The sequence below is a fragment of the uncultured Tenacibaculum sp. genome (assembly GCF_947498805.1).
Classification (GTDB): domain Bacteria; phylum Bacteroidota; class Bacteroidia; order Flavobacteriales; family Flavobacteriaceae; genus Polaribacter.
On sequence record NZ_CANMLT010000003.1, the window covers coordinates 1 to 20,289 of the forward strand.

Annotated in this window: 9 protein-coding genes and 2 tRNA genes; 2 read left to right on the forward strand and 9 right to left on the reverse strand. The window is 32.8% G+C overall.

The genetic code is table 11. The annotated features are described in order from the left end of the window. The first annotated feature begins 1 nt into the window (after position 1). Both Q0873_RS05685 and Q0873_RS05690 read left to right on the forward strand, forming a co-directional pair. Positions 2–72 (forward strand) — tRNA-Asn (locus tag Q0873_RS05685). A 69-nt stretch (positions 73–141) separates the two neighbouring features. Further along, positions 142–215: transfer RNA gene (locus Q0873_RS05690), tRNA-Asn, on the forward strand. A 40-nt stretch (positions 216–255) separates the two neighbouring features. Here Q0873_RS05690 and Q0873_RS05695 read toward each other — a convergent pair. The 9 genes from Q0873_RS05695 to Q0873_RS05735 all read right to left on the reverse strand — a co-directional run bounded on the left by Q0873_RS05695 (position 256) and on the right by Q0873_RS05735 (position 20,289). Then, the gene (locus tag Q0873_RS05695) at positions 256–1,080 is read right to left on the reverse strand and encodes a hypothetical protein (protein WP_299104984.1); all 825 of its coding nucleotides are present in this window, start codon (positions 1,078–1,080) and stop codon (positions 256–258) included. A 25-nt stretch (positions 1,081–1,105) separates the two neighbouring features. Next, complete coding sequence (locus Q0873_RS05700; RefSeq protein ID WP_299104985.1) at positions 1,106–2,455, reverse strand: ATP-binding protein; 1,350 nt, start codon at positions 2,453–2,455, stop codon at positions 1,106–1,108. Positions 2,456–2,461: 6 nt separating this feature from the next. Next, positions 2,462–6,736 (reverse strand): DNA/RNA non-specific endonuclease, encoded by a 4,275-nt coding sequence (locus tag Q0873_RS05705; protein WP_299104986.1) that lies wholly within the window; start codon positions 6,734–6,736, stop codon positions 2,462–2,464. A gap of 6 nt (positions 6,737–6,742) precedes the next feature. Further along, entirely contained in the window at positions 6,743–6,883 is a 141-nt protein-coding gene (locus Q0873_RS05710) for a hypothetical protein (protein ID WP_299104987.1), read from the reverse strand. A 10-nt stretch (positions 6,884–6,893) separates the two neighbouring features. Then, on the reverse strand, positions 6,894–8,009 hold the full coding sequence (locus Q0873_RS05715) for a DUF4157 domain-containing protein (protein ID WP_299104989.1): 1,116 nt from the start codon (positions 8,007–8,009) through the stop codon (positions 6,894–6,896). 17 nt (positions 8,010–8,026) lie between these two features. Continuing rightward, positions 8,027–9,766 (reverse strand): contractile injection system tape measure protein, encoded by a 1,740-nt coding sequence (locus Q0873_RS05720; RefSeq protein WP_299104991.1) that lies wholly within the window; start codon positions 9,764–9,766, stop codon positions 8,027–8,029. An 8-nt stretch (positions 9,767–9,774) separates the two neighbouring features. Next, positions 9,775–14,307 carry a hypothetical protein gene (locus Q0873_RS05725; RefSeq protein ID WP_299104993.1) on the reverse strand — a complete coding sequence of 1,511 codons (4,533 nt, stop codon included), beginning with the start codon at positions 14,305–14,307 and terminating at the stop codon, positions 9,775–9,777. Positions 14,308–14,386: 79 nt separating this feature from the next. Then, positions 14,387–17,107 (reverse strand): hypothetical protein, encoded by a 2,721-nt coding sequence (locus Q0873_RS05730; RefSeq protein WP_299104994.1) that lies wholly within the window; start codon positions 17,105–17,107, stop codon positions 14,387–14,389. Beyond that, a complete protein-coding gene (locus tag Q0873_RS05735) occupies positions 17,095–20,289 on the reverse strand; it encodes a baseplate J/gp47 family protein (protein WP_299104996.1) in 3,195 nt (1,064 codons plus the stop codon). Before Q0873_RS05735 ends, Q0873_RS05730 begins: the two co-directional genes overlap by 13 nt.

Consider the following 20,289-nt stretch of genomic DNA (forward strand, 5'->3'; position numbering starts at 1 on the left):
CTCCTTAGCTCAGTTGGTTAGAGCATCTGACTGTTAATCAGAGGGTCCTTGGTTCGAGCCCAAGAGGGGGAGCAAAATAAACAAAGGCAACGTGGAAGCCGATAATTTCCACAACATACATATATTGTTCTACATGAACATTCCTCCTTAGCTCAGTTGGTTAGAGCATCTGACTGTTAATCAGAGGGTCCTTGGTTCGAGCCCAAGAGGGGGAGCAAAAAAAGTCTAACTTGTACTAGTTAGACTTTTTTGTTTTTATGATGTAATGACACTTCCTATTATTTGATCTAAATTGGTTTCTTCTTCAAAATCATGCAACCAAGTTGATGTTTCTTCATGATCTAAAAAACTGTTGAGTGCTTCTCGTACCGAAATTCTATTTTCTTGTGGTAATGCTTCTATGACGTCTGTTAAATTACTTAGTAAATGTATTGGAGATGTTTTTTCTTCATATAACTTAAAAGCTACTTTACCTGTAATATCTAAAAATTGTAAATAGTTTGCTTTGGTTGTTATGGGGGTACTGATTCCTAATCTTCCAAAAACTTCTTTTACTGCTCCCGAGGTTTGTCGTCCCCATAAACCATCTATCAAAATTTCTTCATTGTAAATATATTTTAGAGCTAATTGCACATACAACGTTTCAGATTTTGATGTTTGATTAAAGTCAACCGGAACACTAGTATCTACATGCCAATGGTCTTTATGATTAGGGTAATAATAGTTTAATACTATTCCGAAGTGTTTTCTTAAAAAAGACTCTATTCCTAAATACAGTTCTTTCTGATGAATAAAATTCAATGTAACCAAGGTTTCTTCCTGCCAAAAAATTGCATCTAAATCAAATGCTTTTCCATGCTTATGTTGCCCAGGTTTATTTACAAAAATACCTGCCGTTGTAATCAGCTCTGGAATTCCTAACGGACAGTGTTCAAATATTTCTTGTAAGGCATTTTCTAATATCCTTAAAAAACTTTCTTCTATTAAAAACTCTCTTTGCTCTCCTCTTGTTCCATAAGGATGATTGGTTAACCGTGCATAATGTAAAGGGATTCCATTGATATGATCTATTTTTTTCATTGTTTCATTTTTTTTGATTGCTTACCTATATGACAATATTGATTGATTTACCTTCTTTTGCATATTCTCTTTTTACACCTTCTAAAAGGTACTTTCTTTGAATTTCTTCCTTTTTATTAGCTATTGTTTTTAAACAGGCATATTGAATGATGTTTACAATATTTGCTCCCGTAATGCTATATTTCTTTGCTAATTCTTCTATGGAAATTGACGCTTCTAAAGAAATATTGTTCGGTAAATTCTTTTCCCATAAGGCTACACGCTCCTCATAATTTGGTGTTTCAAATTCTATGATATTGTGAAAGCGACGTGTAAATGCGGCATCTATATTGTTTTTAAAGTTTGATGCTAAAATGATGAGCCCGGGATGCGCTTCTATTCTTTGTAATAAATAAGATACTTCTTGATTTGCGTATTTATCATGAGCATCTCTAACATTTGTTCGTTTTCCAAAAATTGAATCTGCTTCATCAAAGAATAAAATCCAATCTTGGTTAATCGATTTATCAAATAGTTTAGAAAGATTTTTTTCGGTTTCTCCGATATATTTTGAAACTACCATAGATAAATCAACTCGATACACATCTTTTCCCGTATGCTTTCCTAATAAGCTTGCTGTTAAAGTTTTTCCCGTTCCTGGCGCGCCACAAAACAATACTCTATATCCTGGTTTTATCTTGTTTTCCATTCCCCAATCATTCATCAACACCATATGATAGTCCAACCAGTTTTCTATTTCTCGTACCTCCTCTAAGGTTTTTGTACTAAGTACTAAATCATCCCAATCCAATCCAGTTGAAATAAGACTTGCCGGAAAATCTTGACTTAGTTGTGGTTTTAATTCTTTACCTGTTAAAAACAAATGTGTGTGCTCTTCACTTAAAATTAATTTCCCACTTAAAAAGGGTTCTCCTTTGGGTACTTTTTCTAAGGATATGATTCCTTTTTTAAACAAAATACTTTTATATAGTAGAAATTCTGTTAAATAGGTTCTGTATTCTATGTCTTTTCCAGCTAAAATATACAGCGCTGTCTCTCCTGTAGGAATAACACCCCTATGGTTCTTTCCTTTTACTCCTCCAAACTCTGGAAAATCTCCTCCATGAGGTAAGAAATCAGATAAAATATCATTTACAAAACTCGGAGAAACATGTGGTAGCAATGCCAACATTAAAACGACTATTTCATCTGGAGAAAATTGATTTTCATAAATAAACTGTGATAGTGCCGAATTATCTAATTGAAATTTAAATTCTTTATCTTGAATTGGTTCTTCACTTAAATCAGACTTTAACCTCAACCTAATTCGATGTTCTAAATAGTTGTAAAAACTTGTTTCTATGATTGTTTCAATTGTATGATTGTTTACTTGCATAACCTGTTATTTTTTTGCCAAGAATTTTTTCTTTGTTTCTTCAAAACCTGCATCTGGTCCAACGGTAATTGATTTATCTGGTTGTACCTTAGTTGTTGGTTTGTTAGCTCTATCGTCGTCTTTTAACTCTGTTTTCACACCATCGGCAAACTCTTTACCTAAACCTGAAGATTTATAATTGATACTTAAAAACTTTGCTGGTACTTGTTTTAAATCCTTGTTTACTGCCGATTGAAGCGTGCTAATTAGCTTATCTTTTGCTCCCTGCATTGCTTTGTTTTTCACAAACTTTACTGTTTTTGGATTATCCTTTTTAAACTCTGTTTCTAACATCTTTTTTAGGTTTTGTGGAGTTGCATCGTCATCAGTTAAAGTGGCCGTAGCTGTTAGGTTATAATTTTCATCACTCTTCTTAAAGTGTGCAGCCATTTGATTCTCCACATTTAACATATCTTTTCTATTATAGTTTGCTGATGATGGGTGAATGTTTAATGCTGAGTTTTTTCCCGAACCTCCAAATTGATCTCCTATAATATGTGCATTATCAAATACGCTTGCACTATCTGTTTTTCCTCTTCCTATTCCTGATTTTTTATTAGAAAGATTTTTCCCTTCTACTTTACGTATTTGTCTTTTATCTTTAATATCTCCTGCCACTTCTTCATAACTAATTTCGATTTCAAATCGTGGTCCTGGTTTCCCATCAGAGGTTAAGGTATCGTAACCCGCATGGTATTTTCCTTTTGTATCACTCTTGAGTTCTATTTCTTTTGGCACAAAATTATCATGTGGAGCAATGTATTTCTTCTCTGCTCCTTCAACTAGTTTTCCACCATCTCCAGTACTTCCATCAACAGGTGTTATTGAAATTGTTTTGAGCCCTTTTACTGCTTTAACTCTTCCTATTTTAATTTCATCTAACTTTTCTGCGCTTTCTTTATTTACTTTTTTCTGAATAATCTTATAGGCAGTTTTTTCTTTTTTATCTCCTTCTAGTTTATATTTATTTGAAGGGCTATCTGGACTAATTAACTTCCAGAAAGTTTTAGACACCGTTCCGTCTTTGTTCACCACTTTTTTGTTTAACCAACTTAGCATTTTTGGTTTTTGCGACATGGTAGCTTCTTCCGCATTTCCTCCTTGAGCACTTCCAGAATCCGTAGCGTTATTAGGTGCAATTTTAATTTTAAAATCTACATCATTATCTTCTTTATCCTTCGCCAAAGGAGTTACCGTAACATCAATATTGATTCCTTTTTTTAATTGAGGTTGATATTTGTTTTCAAAAGCTTTTGCTTCTTTTTTCTTTCGCTTATGAAAAACTTCAAAACTCTCATCTTTCTTCGCTTTAACGCTCAATTTCTTTTTAATATCTCCTGCGATCTTTTTATGCTTGGCCTTGTCTTTTGCGGTTAGTTTCGCTGGCTTCTGGTTCTTATTATCATCCTTGATCTTTTTAGCTTGTCCTTTTTTAGGCTTTTTCTTTCCTAATATTTTATTGAACATCTTCTTCCCTTTAAAGATGATCTTCTTAATAGCCTTATCTATCTTTTTACGAACTTTTTTAATGATTTTTTGAATCTTCCCTGTTAAACCTGTTACTCCTACCAATGCTGCTAGAAAACTGATTAATACCGGAATCGCTTTAGCCAATGCTGTCTCTATTCCTTTAGCCACCGCTTTTACATTTCCAGCTGCCAAAGCTTTGATGCTATCTATAAAGGCTGTTACCAATTCAAAAATTTGCGCAGCCCTTTCTACAAAAAACTTTACAATATCAATGATCATCATTGCGGCTTTTACAAAAGCTCCTGCCGGACTCAGTAGTCCCATAATCCATTTAATTCCGGCCTCTACAACTTTAGTAATAATCATATCTCGAATAGCATCCATAACCATTTCTTTTAGGTTATTGAATTGCTCCTTGATATATTCCCAAAGCCCCATTACTCCATCTTTTTTAACAATTTGGAATATTTCCACTGCCTTTTCCATCCCCGCTACTACAGGCTCTCCTAAATATTTTACGGCTTTTTCTCTAAAATAATCCCAGGTAAGTCCTAACATTTGGGTTACTAAACTGAAAATCCCTGATAAACTGAACAAATTGTCTGGTAATGTGATTCCTACATTTCCTAAAGAACCTGTTAACCATTCTATCAATCCTTTGATCATGTGTTTTTTGATATTGTTTCCAAAATCGACAAAACCTTGTTTTATTCCACTAATTAGATTACTTAAGAAACCGATAGGGTCTGAAATAATTGCTCCTATAGCACTTGTAGCCGCTGCTAAAAGGTTGAGTAGTAAATCTTTTATTTTTAAGATGGTTTTTATGACTCCTGCCAATGCATTCAAAGCAGCACCAATCCACCCTGCACTAACACTTTCTTTTATTTCATCAAATTTTTCTTGTAGAGAATCTACATTTTCCTTGTAAGATTGTGCTAAGTCTGACGCTAATTCTTCTTGCTTTTCATACACAGTATCTTCTAAATCGGCATACTGATCGTTAAAATCACTAAAAGCATCTTCTGCTAATTTCTTTTGTGATTCATCTAAACTATCAAACTTTTCTTTTGATTTTTTCTTTCCTTCAGCAATTGCATCTAGGGCGCCATTTAATCCATCAGCAATAATGATAGATATATCATCTAAAACGGTATTCATTTTAGCAATGAATTTGTTCTTTTCTACTCTAAATAATTTATCAATAGCTTCGGTATCTTCTCCAAAAATCCAATCGTCAATTACGGTCCATCCGTAAATTTCTCCCAATCCGTCCTCTACATTTTTCTCAAATGTTTTTTGAGCGCTTTCTGCTTCTTCACTAAACTTTTTATCTACATCTTCTGATAATTTTTCTAAACTCTCGGTTACTGTTTTTTTAGTTGCTTCATAAATAGCCTCAAACTCTGCATAAATTTTCTCCTGCTCTGTTTTATCATTTGTTTTATTGGTCGTCTGATTTGCCAGTACATCATTCTCCGATAAAACCTTTGCTGCTTGCATTTGATCTAGCCCTTCTTGACTATTGGTAGCTGCAACTTTCTTTGCTACTCCTAATTGTGCTTGTTCTTTTTTACGATACTTAACCGGAGCTAATTTTGCTTCTGTTTGCGCAGTGTTTTTTTCTTCTAAAGCTCCTGTAAATTTTGGTTCATTAGATTTTGCTAATTGCTCATCGGTTACTTCATTTTCAGTCATGTAATCATCTAAGGACTGACTCTCTTTTTCCATAGAGATTTCTTCTGAAGTTTTTGGCTTTGGAATTGCCGCTTTGGCGTCTAATGGTTTCGGTTTTTTTCCAGGATCTGCTGTTGGTAAAGGTTTTGCTTCTAAAGTTGGTTGTCCACTTGCTGGAGCAGGTTTATCTGCCTCACTTTTCATTGGCCCAGCTAGTTTATCACTTTCAGAAGTTACTTGACCAGATATGTTTTCTTTAATCCCTTCAATAGGTTTATCTTCTCTAAACTCTTGTGCTTCGTCTGAATTTTTTGGTAAGTTTTTTTCTAAATCTTCTAAATTTTTCTCTAGAAGTTTTTTGAAGGATTCTGGTGTAAAAGGCTCTCGTTCTTTTTCCTTTTCTGAAGTTTCAGACATCGAAGCCTCATGGGCTTGTTGGTCATTTTTTTTAGCCTGCGTTTCTGGGGCAGCATGCCCTGCTTCCTTTTGCTCTGAAACTTTGGCATCTGGATCTGGGTGCTGTGACTTTTCTTCTTTTACCGCTTCGGTTTTTTTTATTTGTTTTTTAAATGCAGGATCATCTTCTGGTTTCGTAGGTGCTTTTGGTATTTTTTTCTCCGCAGCTTCTATCTTTTCTTTTGGTTCTTTCTTAGCACCTTCCTCCTCTTTTCCTTTCTTCTTATCAGCAGGTGCTCCTTTTACTGGAGTTGGTTTTGTTGCAGCAACATTTTGCCCTCCTTCACCCTTTGCAAGGGTTTTAGCTCCTTCTAGTTGTATTTTTTTTGCTCCTTTGGTTTCTCCTTTCTTTTTACCTAATGCATCCTTTACTATTTCTTCCTTTCCTACTTCTTTTTTATCCTTTTCTTTCCCAACTGTATCTACCGCTTTTTTAATGGTATCATTCTTCGGAGAAAAAAAGGATGATTGTTCTTTCTGAGAAGTTTTCTCTGTATTTTTTGAAAACTCTTTTGAAGCCTCTTCCTTTTTCTTCTCTGGCTTTACCACCTTCATTTCTGGTTGAATAAAAGCGCCTTTGCTCTTGTTTTTAAGAGCTGTATTAGAAGGTTGTGCAGTATTTTTTTTAGCAGTAAACATAGCCGATTATTCTATTTGAAATTCTTTTTTCTTCCCTCCTAAAACACCAGTATTAAATAACATCATAATAATGCTAACTAAAGCGTCTATATATTCTGTTATAGCTACTGTAGTTGAATACTTTGTTTTAGTTTTATCTTCCGCCATTGTTAATTAATTAGGTTCTTACCCTTACATCTCCTTGCAGGATACAATTGTGATTTGTACTTTCTACATTAAAGGTTAAAAAGTAGGTTCCGTTTGACAATCCTGTCCATGTTTTACGAGTAGGTCTTCGTACTGAAAAACGTTTTAATCCATGATCTGAATCGTATAAGGTTCCTACCTCCATTAATCCTATTTTGTAATCTGCATTTCCGCAGTGTGTGGCTCCTCTATCCCATTGTGCATTACAAAACACTGCTACACTTCCGTTGGTTACTTCAAACCTTCTCGATTCAAAATACTGATGTCTCATTGTGATGGTACTGTCAAAACCTCCTGATGCACTTGCTTGTTTTTGAATCATTCCTGTTTGTTGAATGGTATGAGTCAACTCATGAGCTAACAAAGTTTTTCCTTCTTTCGAATTTGGATTGTACTTTCCTTTATTAAAATAAATATCATTTCCATGAGTAAAGGCTTGTGCTCCTATACCAGCGCTCATGTGAGCTGCTTCTGAATCGTTGTGAATTCTTACTCTAGAGAAATCGGCTCCAAATCCGCTCTCCATTTCCGCACTTGTTTGAGTATCCATTTGCTGCCCTCCATTTCCTCTTCGCAGCCTTCCTTCTAAAAAACTACTTGAGCTTTTTTTATTGTTAGAGTTTTCCTTTGCTTGTAATGATTCTTCCTCTTCTTCTTTTTGTTGCACAGCTTCTTCTTCCTCCATTTTCTGTACTTTTTTCTCCTCCTTACAATCACCACATTTCTTTGATTGCACAGCCTCTTCCTCTTCCATCGCTTGTACTGCTTCCTCTTCTTCCATTTTTTGAACAGGTTGTTCTTCTTCCTGTGCTTTTTGTTGCACTTCTTCTTCAGCACCTTCTTTCTTTTGTACAAATGGTGTTATTTCAGACGCCAATGGTTTTTGCTGAACTTCTTCCTCTCCTTTCTTTTGCAACAAACCTGTATCCCCTTTTTTATTCACCACTTTATCAGCCATCTTATCGGCTTCAACTTCATATTTATCTCCGCTTTTCCCCATAGTTAGCTTCGGCTGAAAAAACATATTTTTATCTTCCTTAGCCTTATTGGGTATCTGTGTTTTTGGTTTCTTATCTCTAATAAACATGTTTCTTCATTTTTTTCTTACCAATCTGTAAATATCAAAGTGTTCATCCATGGTAACTTGCATAGACTGTAGTTCCAAGGTAATTTGTCTAGTAATATATCTTGTGTCTTCTTTTCTACGATTATATGAGGGTGTTCTTTAGTTAAATCTATCTTTCCCGTCCTTTGTAAAAACTCATTTCTAAGAAGATCTATCGAAGAGTTTTTTAAAGGCTCCCAATTTTGAAGTACAGCTTTCAGCATTTCTTCAGCTTGTTGCTTTATGCTTTCTGAAAGCTTCACATTTCTTTCAATAGGTTGCTGAATCGGAATATTACAAATGAACTTTTCAAACAATAAATTGCTTTCAAACTGTTGTTCTTTTTTTGTTGCTATATAATGTAGTAAATGAACCGCTTCATTAGGTTTTATAATTTGGTTAGATTCATTTAAAAAACCACATGCAGTAAATAGTTGTTTTAAAAACGGATGCAATAGAATTAAACCTGCATTTTGCACCAAGTATGTTTTAGGTGCTTTTGTTTTTTGAATGGTATGATTTAGAACTTCTTCTATTTTTTTATAGGAATCAGTTCTTTCCAGTCTATTCTCTAATGATGATAATTGCTCCTTATTAGTTTTTACCACTACATCAGTGTCAATATTTTCATTAATATTCTTTTCGGTTTGCTCTTTTTTTCCTGTTGCTACACTATTAGCATCAGTGTTTACTAAAGCTTCTTTCTTAGACTTTTCTTTTCTTAAAGCATCTTCTTGTTCTTTGGAAACTTCTATATTTTCACTAAGGATATCTTCTTCAGTCTCTTTTTCTGTTATAATCTTCTCTATGTGTTTTGATTCTTTGTGTCTTTTTTCTTCCTCTTCTGAAAAAATTTTATTTAAAACTTCTACGTCTTTCTTATCTAACAATTCTTTTGAATCAATATTCGAAGTAAATTCAGCAAACGTTGGATAAACCTTTTGCATAGAATTATTAAAACCTTTTAATTCATCTATAACTGATATTGACGTATTCTTGTTTTCAAAGGCATCAATTTTTAGTTGAATATTCTTTGTTATTTTTTCTATTTCATCAGTTAAATATCCTTTTATAAAAATCTCCCAAACTTCTTCTCTTACAAACGATTTCGCAAACTTAAATTGAGTTATTGCAGATAGTATTTCAGCATAGCCACTTGGCTTTTGATAGACTCCTAAGAACAGGATTTGCAACTCCTCATCTAAAAACTGTTTAATCAATCTTTCTTTTTGATATGGATCTTTAATTGTTTTTAAGAAACGAGCTTCATAACCTTCGGTTTCGGTGAGTTCAAATAAAGTTTTCTTGGTAAACTCTACTTCTTCTTTGGAATTATCCCACCAAGCTGGTCTGCCTTCTTTCAAGAAATAAAAAAATGCATCTGCTTTAGATTTAATCAAAGGTTTTGATTCAATTACAACATTATGTACATCTGGTTGTTCTATCTGGTTTTCTAACTTTTTTAGAATTTGTTCTTTGATTTTTTGCTGAATTCTTTCTTGATTAAAAGAAGAAGTATCATCTCTTTTTAAGTCAACTTCTATATTCAATTTTGAAATCAATTGCACTTCTGTATCACTTTTTAGTCCTGCATTTTCCAGATAGGATGCTATCATTGGAAATATTTCTTGCTGCAAGAAAGTTTCCAATGAATTTTTATACTCATTGGCTACTTTTTTACTCTTTGTATTTACCTCAACAAATACTCTATTTATGATATGTTCTTGTTCTTGCAACATGGATTATTTTAACTTCCAAAAAGTTCGATTGTTTCTGCTCTTGTGTTTTTACCACAATCACTAATTACGGTTAATGAAACTCGTACTATTTCATTATTTACTTTTACAGTAACCGCAGTACGGGTTGTTCTTATAATTTCTTTACCATCGATATTCCAGATATATTCTTTTCCTATTTCTGAAGTATTGGTTAATACCAACGCGCCTGTTTCAATATTAAATTTGTGCGTGAAATTTGCTATGGCCACATCTTTTAAAGTAATTTCTTGAGTTACTGAAGTACCTACAATTTGTACGATTACTTTTCCTGCTCCAGTGACTTCAGATAAGGCTGGGATAAATTCCCATCTATTCGTTTCTTTATTAAAACGTACTCCTTTACCTTTTAACAGCATTCCTTTGAAGTTTGGATCTACCGCTATTGGATATGCCTTTTCATCTTGCCAACAAAACTCAGTATACTTCATCTTAAAGATAAATTCTGGGTACTCAACTTCTTTTGTGATACTCGTTGTAGAAATACATCCGTTTTTACTGGTTACCGTTAACACTACTTTAAAGGCGTTTTCTCCTCCCTCTTTAAGCACAAAACCTGGAATAAATAATTCTGTATCTGATTCTGCTGTTTCTGTTTTCCATGAGTATTTAAGTGATAACGGATCTACATGATCTGGAATTACAGGTTGGAATGCTCCTTCGAATATTAGTTGTCCGCCTTTCCAATAGTAATTAGCTTCTTTTCCTTCAGTTATAGAAATCTGAATTACTTCATGAATTGTTATTTGTGCATTTGTTTCCTGTCCATCTTCTCTAAAAGTTAATACTTGATCGAATGCTTTAAAGGTTACTGCATCAATAACTAGTTCGTTATTTTCAATGGTTACGCCTTCTATTTGTCCTTCTACAGTAATAGTTCCATTGACTCCTGTAAATGGTATTCTGGCTTTCTTTTCTACCATAGTATCAAAGCAATATGACGATATGATTCCTAATTCTGATGGTGTAAATATTTCAAACACTATGGTTTCTATTGCAATCGTTTTGTTACATGGTCCTAAAGAAATTTCTAAACTTGGTGTGATTGTATTCTTTTCACCGATTGGTAACATATAGGTTCTTACCAACTTATTATTTATGGGCTTTTGTATGGTTTTATTACCATCTCCAAAGAAATCCCAACCATACTTAATTTGACTTAGTAATTCATCACTTATTCCTTCAATATTTTCCCAAACCAATGCATAGGTTACTTCTGCCTGTGATTTGTCATCATTGTAATTTATAGATGCAACAGTTACTTTTAAATTGATATCTGGATATACAATTATTTTACAATCAGTTGGTTCATCATTTACTGTGAAATTGATTTCTTTTCCTAAGAAGCTCTTATCAATTTTGGTGACATCTAATTTTGTTTTTCCATCCCCCTCATCTTCAAAAATTCCAGAGACTAATTCTTCTGGAATCAATGCTTTTACAATACCATCTATAGGTCGTTTGGTAAATACCAACGGTTCTATATCTTCTTCTTTTAAACAGATATAATCTACCGGTAAACTCAAAAATGGTGGTTCTTTCGGTACAATGAAATTAATAGGAGCACAATCTGAACAACACATGTATGGTAATGAGAAATCTGCTACTACTGTATTTCTTAAGGTTGCATTGCTAACAACCACCTCATTTTCATCAAAAAATAATTGTTTGTTGGTTCCTAAAATATTTGGATTGAACATTTGTAAATAGTACTCATTCTTTGGAACCAGCTTATCTTTTATCATAATTCGCATTCCAACAGTACCGTCTTTATACATTAAAGTTTCCTTTGCATTTACAACATCAGACAGCCCTGCTCTAGACCAAGTTCTGTTTAAAAATGCTGAAAAATTGCTTACCGTGTCTGCTAAAGTTTTTCCTACTAAAACAACATCCTCTCCAAAGAAATATTTGTTTTTAAAGTCTAAATAACTTCTATCTATAAATGTAAAATGTATGGTGGAACTCTTATCCCATAATTGAATAGCTCCTCCATTTTTGAACTCTTTTCTATTCTTTCCTAACACCCCTTTTTCTGATGTAAAGAAATCATCATTGAAAAATTCAATTTCTTGTTCAGTAACGATTGGTTGTTCTCTAAATCTTAATTCTAAAACAACATTGTCAAAGGTGTTTTTATCTGCTGCATTCTCTGTAACATATACCATTACAAAAGTTCCTCCTGGAATAACTCCTGCTTTATGTTCTAATCCTGGATGATGCTTTACAAACTCCGACAATTGAATCTTTTGTAAAATTTGAAGTTTTCTTTTCTCTATTTCAGCTAATAAAGTTTCTAACTTTTTTCCTGAACAACATACAATTGACAATTGATTCACCAATAAGCCAAGAATCTGTTTAGTGGTTGGTTTTAAGGTTGTGCTATTATATCTTGCTTGTAGTTTTTTAACTTGTTGACATAACTTTTCTATGGTTAGCTTATAGCTTTGAATAATGACATTGCTAACATCTTTTATATTTATTGGAACTTTTTTATCCAATACATAGGCATGAATCAATGTTTCTGTAACATCTGTTAAGATGAATTCACTCAATTCTGGTTCATTGATCCAAGCTTCACTCTCTTTTATTTTTGTGGTTTCTTTTTCTAGTTCTACGATAATATCACTGGCAGATCCTTCTTTCTTTTTATCAAAAACTTTATCTATTAAAAAACCAATACTATCTTCTTCTCTGGTTAGACTTTCTTTAACAATATTGGCTTTATCATACCTATACAATGCTTCTTGATCTAAGATCAATGATTCTTTGGAGATCCCCTTTAATTCTTCCGATAAATTAACCTCCTCATTAAAATCCGCTAATGGACTCGCGATTAACTCTTCCTCTATTAGTTTTTCTTTTCTTGTTATTTTATCTGTTACTATATTCTCTTTCGGATTGCTTAATTTAAATGCAGAAAATGTTTTACTTACTTCAGAAAGAATACAGTTTTGTTCAGTTTTCCATGCACTTAAAAGCATTTTCAAATCGTCAAACTCACATTCATAGTCGTTTATATTTATGTTTTGTTCGGTAGCGTTTATAGAAAGGGCTTTCACATCAAAACTCAATCCATTATCTCTCTTCAGCTTATCTATTTTTGCCAAAGCTTCTCGATACATTTTTCCTTGATGTCCTTCTATTCTATAAAAATCATTTTTGTCAATATTATAGGCTAATGGTTTTTGAATAGGTAAGGCCTTTTTCAAATTACCTTTGTGATAGCTTAAGTTTTGATTGGCTCTATAATTGTCTGTTTTCGTAAAATCCCAGTTTTCTAATAACAATGAAGAAACGTTGTAGTAAAACGGAACCGCTTTTTCACTTAAACAGGTATGTGCTTGCGATGGTGTAATTTCTACTTCCTCGGTTTTCGAAGTTCCTACATAACTATGTGCTATTAAAATGGCTCTATTTAATAGACTAATTACTTTTTGTAAGTTCTTGTTTTCATGACCTACAATAGTCGATTTATAAAAACGGTGTCTTAATTCAGGGTAGACAACCGTACTATCAATCTTTCCTAACATTAAGTGTTTTGGAAATGCTCCAATGTTTGGACAACAAGCTACATTTATATGTAACAATAAGTCTTTGATTTCATTATAAGTATCTATTAAATCTTTAAATAAATCGTATCTATATTGAAAGTCTAAAGGAATGGCTAATGCACTAAAATTAAACAGTGATTTTATTTTTGCCGTGATGGATTGTTTTCCAAATTTAGATAACAACACATCATATCCTAAGATTAAATCTGTTGTGATACTCTCATCTTTTATAACAGTATCAAATTGTTGTTTTATAGAAGTAAATGTTTTGGTATTGTAATCTTTCAACACGACTCTTCTCGCTTCAACTACAGGTAATGTATCGTTAATTTTATACCAATCATGTTCATGAAAAATAGTATCTTTTATGGCGATAGCTTCTAAATCTTCACAACGAACCAACAACACTCTAATATTGTTTATTTGCTCTACTCCTTGATTATCACAATTGATCTTATTACATAGCTCATCTTCTTTTGGATATTGCTCTACATACAATATCACCGCCATTTTTTTGATTTCTTCAAACTTCACTAAATCGGTGAACGAATCGTCTTTATGAACATGTAATTCCCATAGATCAAATTGATTTTTTTCTGAATCTAAAAACCTTGGGTATTTTGCTTTATCATCTTCAAACTTTTTGTAATATCGAAAAGTTTTTGTTTTTAAATTCTCTTCTAACAAGTCGAAAAATTGCACTAAATCTCCATCTGTAGTGACTCCAGTTCCTTGGCTTATTCGAATACTACTTACCGCTTTTTGATCTACTGTAAAAATCGGGTTCATTTGAAAACCGCATGCAATTCCAACTCCGCTTAAACCTAATCTTGACAAACGGTCTTGATCTTCAAAATAATCTATGAATGTATTTAATTGTTTTTCAGTTAATACCTGATTTGCATTAAACTTACTATACTCTGTTGTGATATCTTTTAGTTTAGCTTTCATACCGTTTCATTTTGGTTGTGCTATGTATAACACGCTATTTTTTATACTCTGTTTGGTTGTTTCTTTATGTATTCTTTTTCTACTCCTCGTCCGCTTCTTCTTTATTTTTCTCAAGACGTCCAATACTCGATTGTCCTAAAATTATTCGTCCGTCTAACGCCTCCTCTTCTGCACTACAATCTGTTAATCTACCTGTTGGATAAATTGTATTCAACTCTTGTATTGCCGCTATTAGATTTGGTAATTCGTTTTGTTTTGTTGGTTGTTCTTGTTCTAAACCTGTTTTGGCAAACAAGTATTTCTTATAGGCTTTTTCGAATCTTAAAAGGTCATTTTTATCATCTTTTACAATTCCTTTTCTATCTCCTACCCAACATATTCTTGGCAGTATATGTGATGGCAATTCTTCTCTAATTACATCTTCCATATATCTTCTGAAATCTGTATTCGAAAAGCGATAGGTAAATCCTGGAAGTACAATACTCACTCTATATGAATACGGGTCTATGGTACCACAATCAGCACAATCATCTGCACAAATAGGTAAAAAATGTGTTCCTTCCTTCTCAGCAACATCTGGTCGTAATAATATATGTTCCACTAAAAACATTCCTTCTTCGGTAAATTGACCTTTTAAAAAGGAGATGATCTCAAGAATTGCTTCCTTAATTTCTTCTACACTTTCATAGTACTTATATTGCTTTGCAATGATATAATCGGCACTGTTTTTTGGTTTTTCTGGATTTATTACATCAAAAGAATACTTTATTGGAGTTGCTGGATTAGCAGGTGAAGTTGTATGAATCCTTAGAAAACCTATGATGGTTTTATCTTCTATCTTTACTAAATCTTCAACTTCTTGTGCACTTGTTTGTACAATTTGTAATACTGCAAAATAAAGTTCTTCTACAGCTAGCGAAGTAGTGGCGTAGTTCTCTGTAGCGGATAGTAAAATATTCCCTTCATTATCTCTTATTCTCCATCTGTAAACTGTTTTTCCTCCACTTTCAAAGTCATAAACCTCAACACTTGTTTCGGTTAAGTTTCTTCTTCGTTCATTGGTCATCCCCATTAAACGTGCTACTCTCTTTTGAAAACCTGATACGTTTAAGGTATTCCATAAATCTTCTTTCTTTTGCTTGTAATAGTTAAATGCACTCCCTCTTTCTCTACTGATAGCGATATAGTCTTTTAAAAATGCCTCTTTGTTTCCTAAAACTATTTCATCTGTTGCTTTTCCATAAAGCGCCTTCATTAAAAAAGTATATTCTCCAAAACGTTCTGCAAAACGTGCTATTAAATGGTCTAAAATGGAATTCCTTCTTTCTATATTATTATCAAAATGATGTAGTAATAAATGTGTTAAATCTTCATCATTTGACTGAGGATATTCTGCTACAAGCTCTTTAAAATCTTTTATATCTTTTACTGCTTGGGTAAAATAGGACCGTGTTTCTTCCCCACTTACCGAAAGAATGGTTCTTACTTCAGATAAATGTTTAAAATAGCTGGCTAAAATTTGATCAAAAAAGGTTAAATAAGTTTTAAGCTGTTTTGCTTTTGCTCTTCTTTCATTGGTTACGTGTACCGAAAGTCCTTCTTGTCCAATTCCATAAGTATCTGGAAAATCATTTTGTATGGTGGTATAGTCATGTGAATCTAATGGAGTTCCTTTAGGTAAGGATAACTCTTTCTCTTCTTTATTAATTTTTTGAGATTGCCTTACATCTTCTTTTATATTATCTAAGTACTCAGCAACTCTATTTTCATTGATATTTAAAGGAAGGAATCCTTTGCTAAAATTGAAGGTGCTTTTATCACACAGTACCGGTTTTTTATCTGGATCTATACATACGACCCATTTATTCTGTTGAATTTTATTTGGGTCGCAATGCCCTACAGAAATATCTTTGATAAGCTTTACTCCTTCAATGTTCATAATGATTTTCATGACATCTGAAAGACGAACTTCTTTTCTTAATTCTGCTTCTTTTAATTCTTTATCATCGATAAATCCATTTGACAAAGTAGGTCCGTCAAAAATTTCATCAGTAGTATATCCTTTGTCTAACATATGAGTCACCCCATAGAAATTTAACGAAGGAGATAGGTAATTTTCTATTTCATATAAAATATGCGCTTTGACCTTTTCTTCATCAACTTCTGGAAAAACCTCAACATTGGCACATATAGCAATAGGTTGTTCTTCAACTTTTTTGATTTCTATTAAGTCTTCACATAAATTTCTATTTGCATGATATGCGGTTCTTATAGTACTAAAAATTTCTTCTCCATATCCTTCATCAAGATCTACTAGCAATGTGTACAATCCTTTTAAGGTAAACTTCTTTTGAAACTCTGGTAATAGGTTTTCAAATTCTTTATAAGAGAGTTTGTTGTTTTTACAATCTACATATACTCTTTTAGTATACTTTCGCAACCAACAATTCTTTACTCCTTTTAAATCTATAAAAAGCTTTCTGTAATCTAATTCGTTTATTGGTTTCGTTGGAAAAATTTGTGATGCTTTATAAAACTGAGCTTGTAAAGACAATTTAGCATCTTTTGATGCCAACAAATCTTCTAAAGGAGTGTTGATACGCATTCCTAAATCGGTAATGCCATAACACAACATTTCTAATATGGTAATTCCTGGATCATGCGAATTAAAATCGGTCCATAATTTACCTCCTAAATTTTCTAAGTATGAAATACCTTCTTTTCTTAGAAAATGGAATTCCAAATCATCATTTGTAGAAATATTCTTGGGAATGGTGATATGTTGATTTATAATTGACATGTTAACTTTATTTCTTGTTTGGTTCCTTTACAGGTAGTTAAAACTGTTGTTAGATTGTGATTTTTTGCAGAGACTAAAATGGATTTAGGATCGCTGGGTTCTATTTGATAAATGGTAGCATCTTCATTCATCGTTACATTCTGCAAATAATCTACATAGGGTAGTTTTTCTAAGTAATCAATCAATACGCTTTTATGAAGCATGACGTCAAAAGTTACTTCTTTGGTATCGTCAAATGCCCATGGCGATAAAAACTTGGTGATGTCTGTTTTTAATCTCTCTTTATAAAAACTTTCATCCAATCCTTCATAAAATTTTGCTTCTAAACCAATACGTACCTCCTCGTAATTTGGATTAATTACTTCTGCATTTACATGCAATGTATTTAGTGCATTGATATAGTTTTTTACTCGATTCAATGTTGCTTTACTTACTCTAGGTTGATAGATATCAAATACATTTTTATTTACCGTATCAGGAACTACCACTAGTGTAACATTACCTGCTGCCGTAAAGCTTGTTTTTGAAGTATGATTAAGGCATTTAACTTTATAAATCTCTGGGAACTCTTGAAGTATTAAATGCTCATAATCCCATAGTGTAATTGCTCTATTTTTATGACGTAAACGTTCACTTATTCTTCTATAGAAATTAGTATCAGATTCTTCTGCACTTCCTCCAAAAGCATTATAAGGTTGATTTACCGATTTAATCTGTGGAATTCTAGTTACCATCTTCTTTATGGTTCCACTTGGCAATCCTTCTTTTAAATGACTAACTTCATTATCGTTATTCTCAAATGTTGCAACTACTGCTTGCGAATGTATATTGATTGTTTTACAAACTGCATCAAATGATTTATTCATTTGTGCTTTTATCCAAACATATCCTTCAGGTAAAACTGTATTTGTGGAAGTTGCTTCTCTTGGAATAGAAAACTTAACGATTCCCGATTTTAAAAAATTATCTGTACTGTTAGTAATCGTATTGTTTTCAAGATTTTTCCACTTATTATCACATAAAACGGACCAGCTAATTTTTTCATTGTCTTCAAAACTTTTTGCTTCTGGGTTTTCACTTCCTTCTAAAACTTGTACTAATAGTGAAACACTTTGTTGAACTTCAACATTTTCCAAGCCAATAAACAGATGTCCTCCAATACAATATCTTGGTACTAAAAAAGTTTGAATAATATCTTTATCAAAAATGTCTTTAATCCCTTTTTCTTTTTGCTGATATTCCTTTATTGCATAGTTCTCTTCATGTTGTCCGAAAGGATGTTTATGAAATAGCTGTATACGATTGTCTTCTATGGAAGCTTCCGACACTACCAATTTTTCCTCTGCAATATAATCTACCGTGATACTTTCTACTAAAGGTGTGTAAGGCTCATTTGGAAGATTAATTTCTTTATCATCTGCACTTACTGCTAAAGCATATAACTTAGGATACCTGTTATGTAAAAAAGACGTTTCTATTGATAGTTGTAATCCTTCTGCTTTATCTATTTGATATGAATTACTGGTATTCTTGGTTGCAATTGTAGCCGTGTAAAAGATTTCTTCGGTGTCTCCATCTCCTACCGTTTGTTTTTTAAATAAATCTATAATTTCTCCAGCGGTTTCTTTTCCTGAACCTCCAGAATGCAACATTCTTTTTTCTGCGGTAAAATAAGTTTCATTTCCTACTATCAAATTCGCATTTTGTCCCAATTTCAACGTATCTGCATATGATTGAATAGAGGTGTAACTACTACTTTTTAAATAAGCTTGATACCAAGTTTTAAAATCCTCTGGAGTATTTTTCCATTGTAAATTAACAGTGAAGTCATTCCATTTTTTCGTAAACGCTTCTTGATATCCTACTTTGAAATTTGATCCTTTAATAGGTTGTGTTGTAAACGGATGAAAAGGTTTATTGGGTCTTAATTCCCCATTATCATTTTCAATATGTACGGTTTGTACTCCCTTCACATCTGCTTTTATAGTGATTTCACTCACCGTATTATCAGCTATAAATCGGTAAAAATTATATCCTGTTTCATTGGAGATATCAAAAACGAACTGAACTAAAGGATGGGTAGTATTGTACTTTTGCAATAAGAATTCTTCTTGATAAGGCAGTAAGGCATCTGCATCAAAATCTAATTCAAAAGTGAAACTAATGGTATCTGTTATTGATAAATTTCCATCATTAATAGCATTGATTTTTGTGAGCGTTGGTGTAATCCATTTTTCCTTTCCACTTCCAAAAAGTTGTATTTGTTTTAATACCTCATTTGCTTTGAATGTTTCTTTTGAAAATTGTGCTCCGAATTTTATACTAATGGTTACTGTTCTATGCCCTTCTTGCAATAATAGCATCGGAGATGCAATCGAAAATCCTAATTGAGCATCTTGTAATTCATCTGCATTTTCATTACCTGCTGGATATCCAAAAGGATACCAATAAGGAGCTTCTTCTGGCAGTGGTTCTTTGATACCATCTTTAGTATTTGCTACCTCACTAATCTTTATCTTCTTTAAAGTATCGGTGTTTGAATTGTATACCGTTTTAAGTGCACCAACTGTGGCTTTGTTTACAATTAATTCTTCATTTGTAGTATATACCAACTGATTTCCTAAACCATCTTTTTTCGCATCTAAAGATGTACCCTCTTTAACTTGATGGGTTGAAATCTTTTTAGCCAATTCAAATATGATATGGGCTTGGTCTGGAATTGGAGCTCTCTTATTTACCTGTAGTATTTCTTTGTAATAAAAATCTAAATGGCGCTTGGTTAATTTATTAAATCGTTCTTTAGAGAATTCTAGCAGCTTTAAAAAGCATACAAATAATGCTAGATGTGGTGTTAATTCTGATGTTTTAGTTAGTTCTGATAGTTCTTTAGAAATATGTTCTTTTAACTTATCATAGTTTCTGGTTCCTCTAGCATTTGATGCATCAATTGAAACACTTGTATCTATCAGTTTTTTAAAAAACTCTTTCCAATTTCCTGTTGGGACTTCATGATTATCAGTTGAGAAGTAGTTTAGATTTTTTGAAAAATTATAGGCAAATAATACCCAATCCTCTATAGTAAAATCGTGCAACTCGAAATTATCTGGATTCAAAGCATCAATGAAGCGCTGCTCTTGTCCGGTTCCGTTTCGTTTTAATATGTTTGTAATGATTTTACTCAT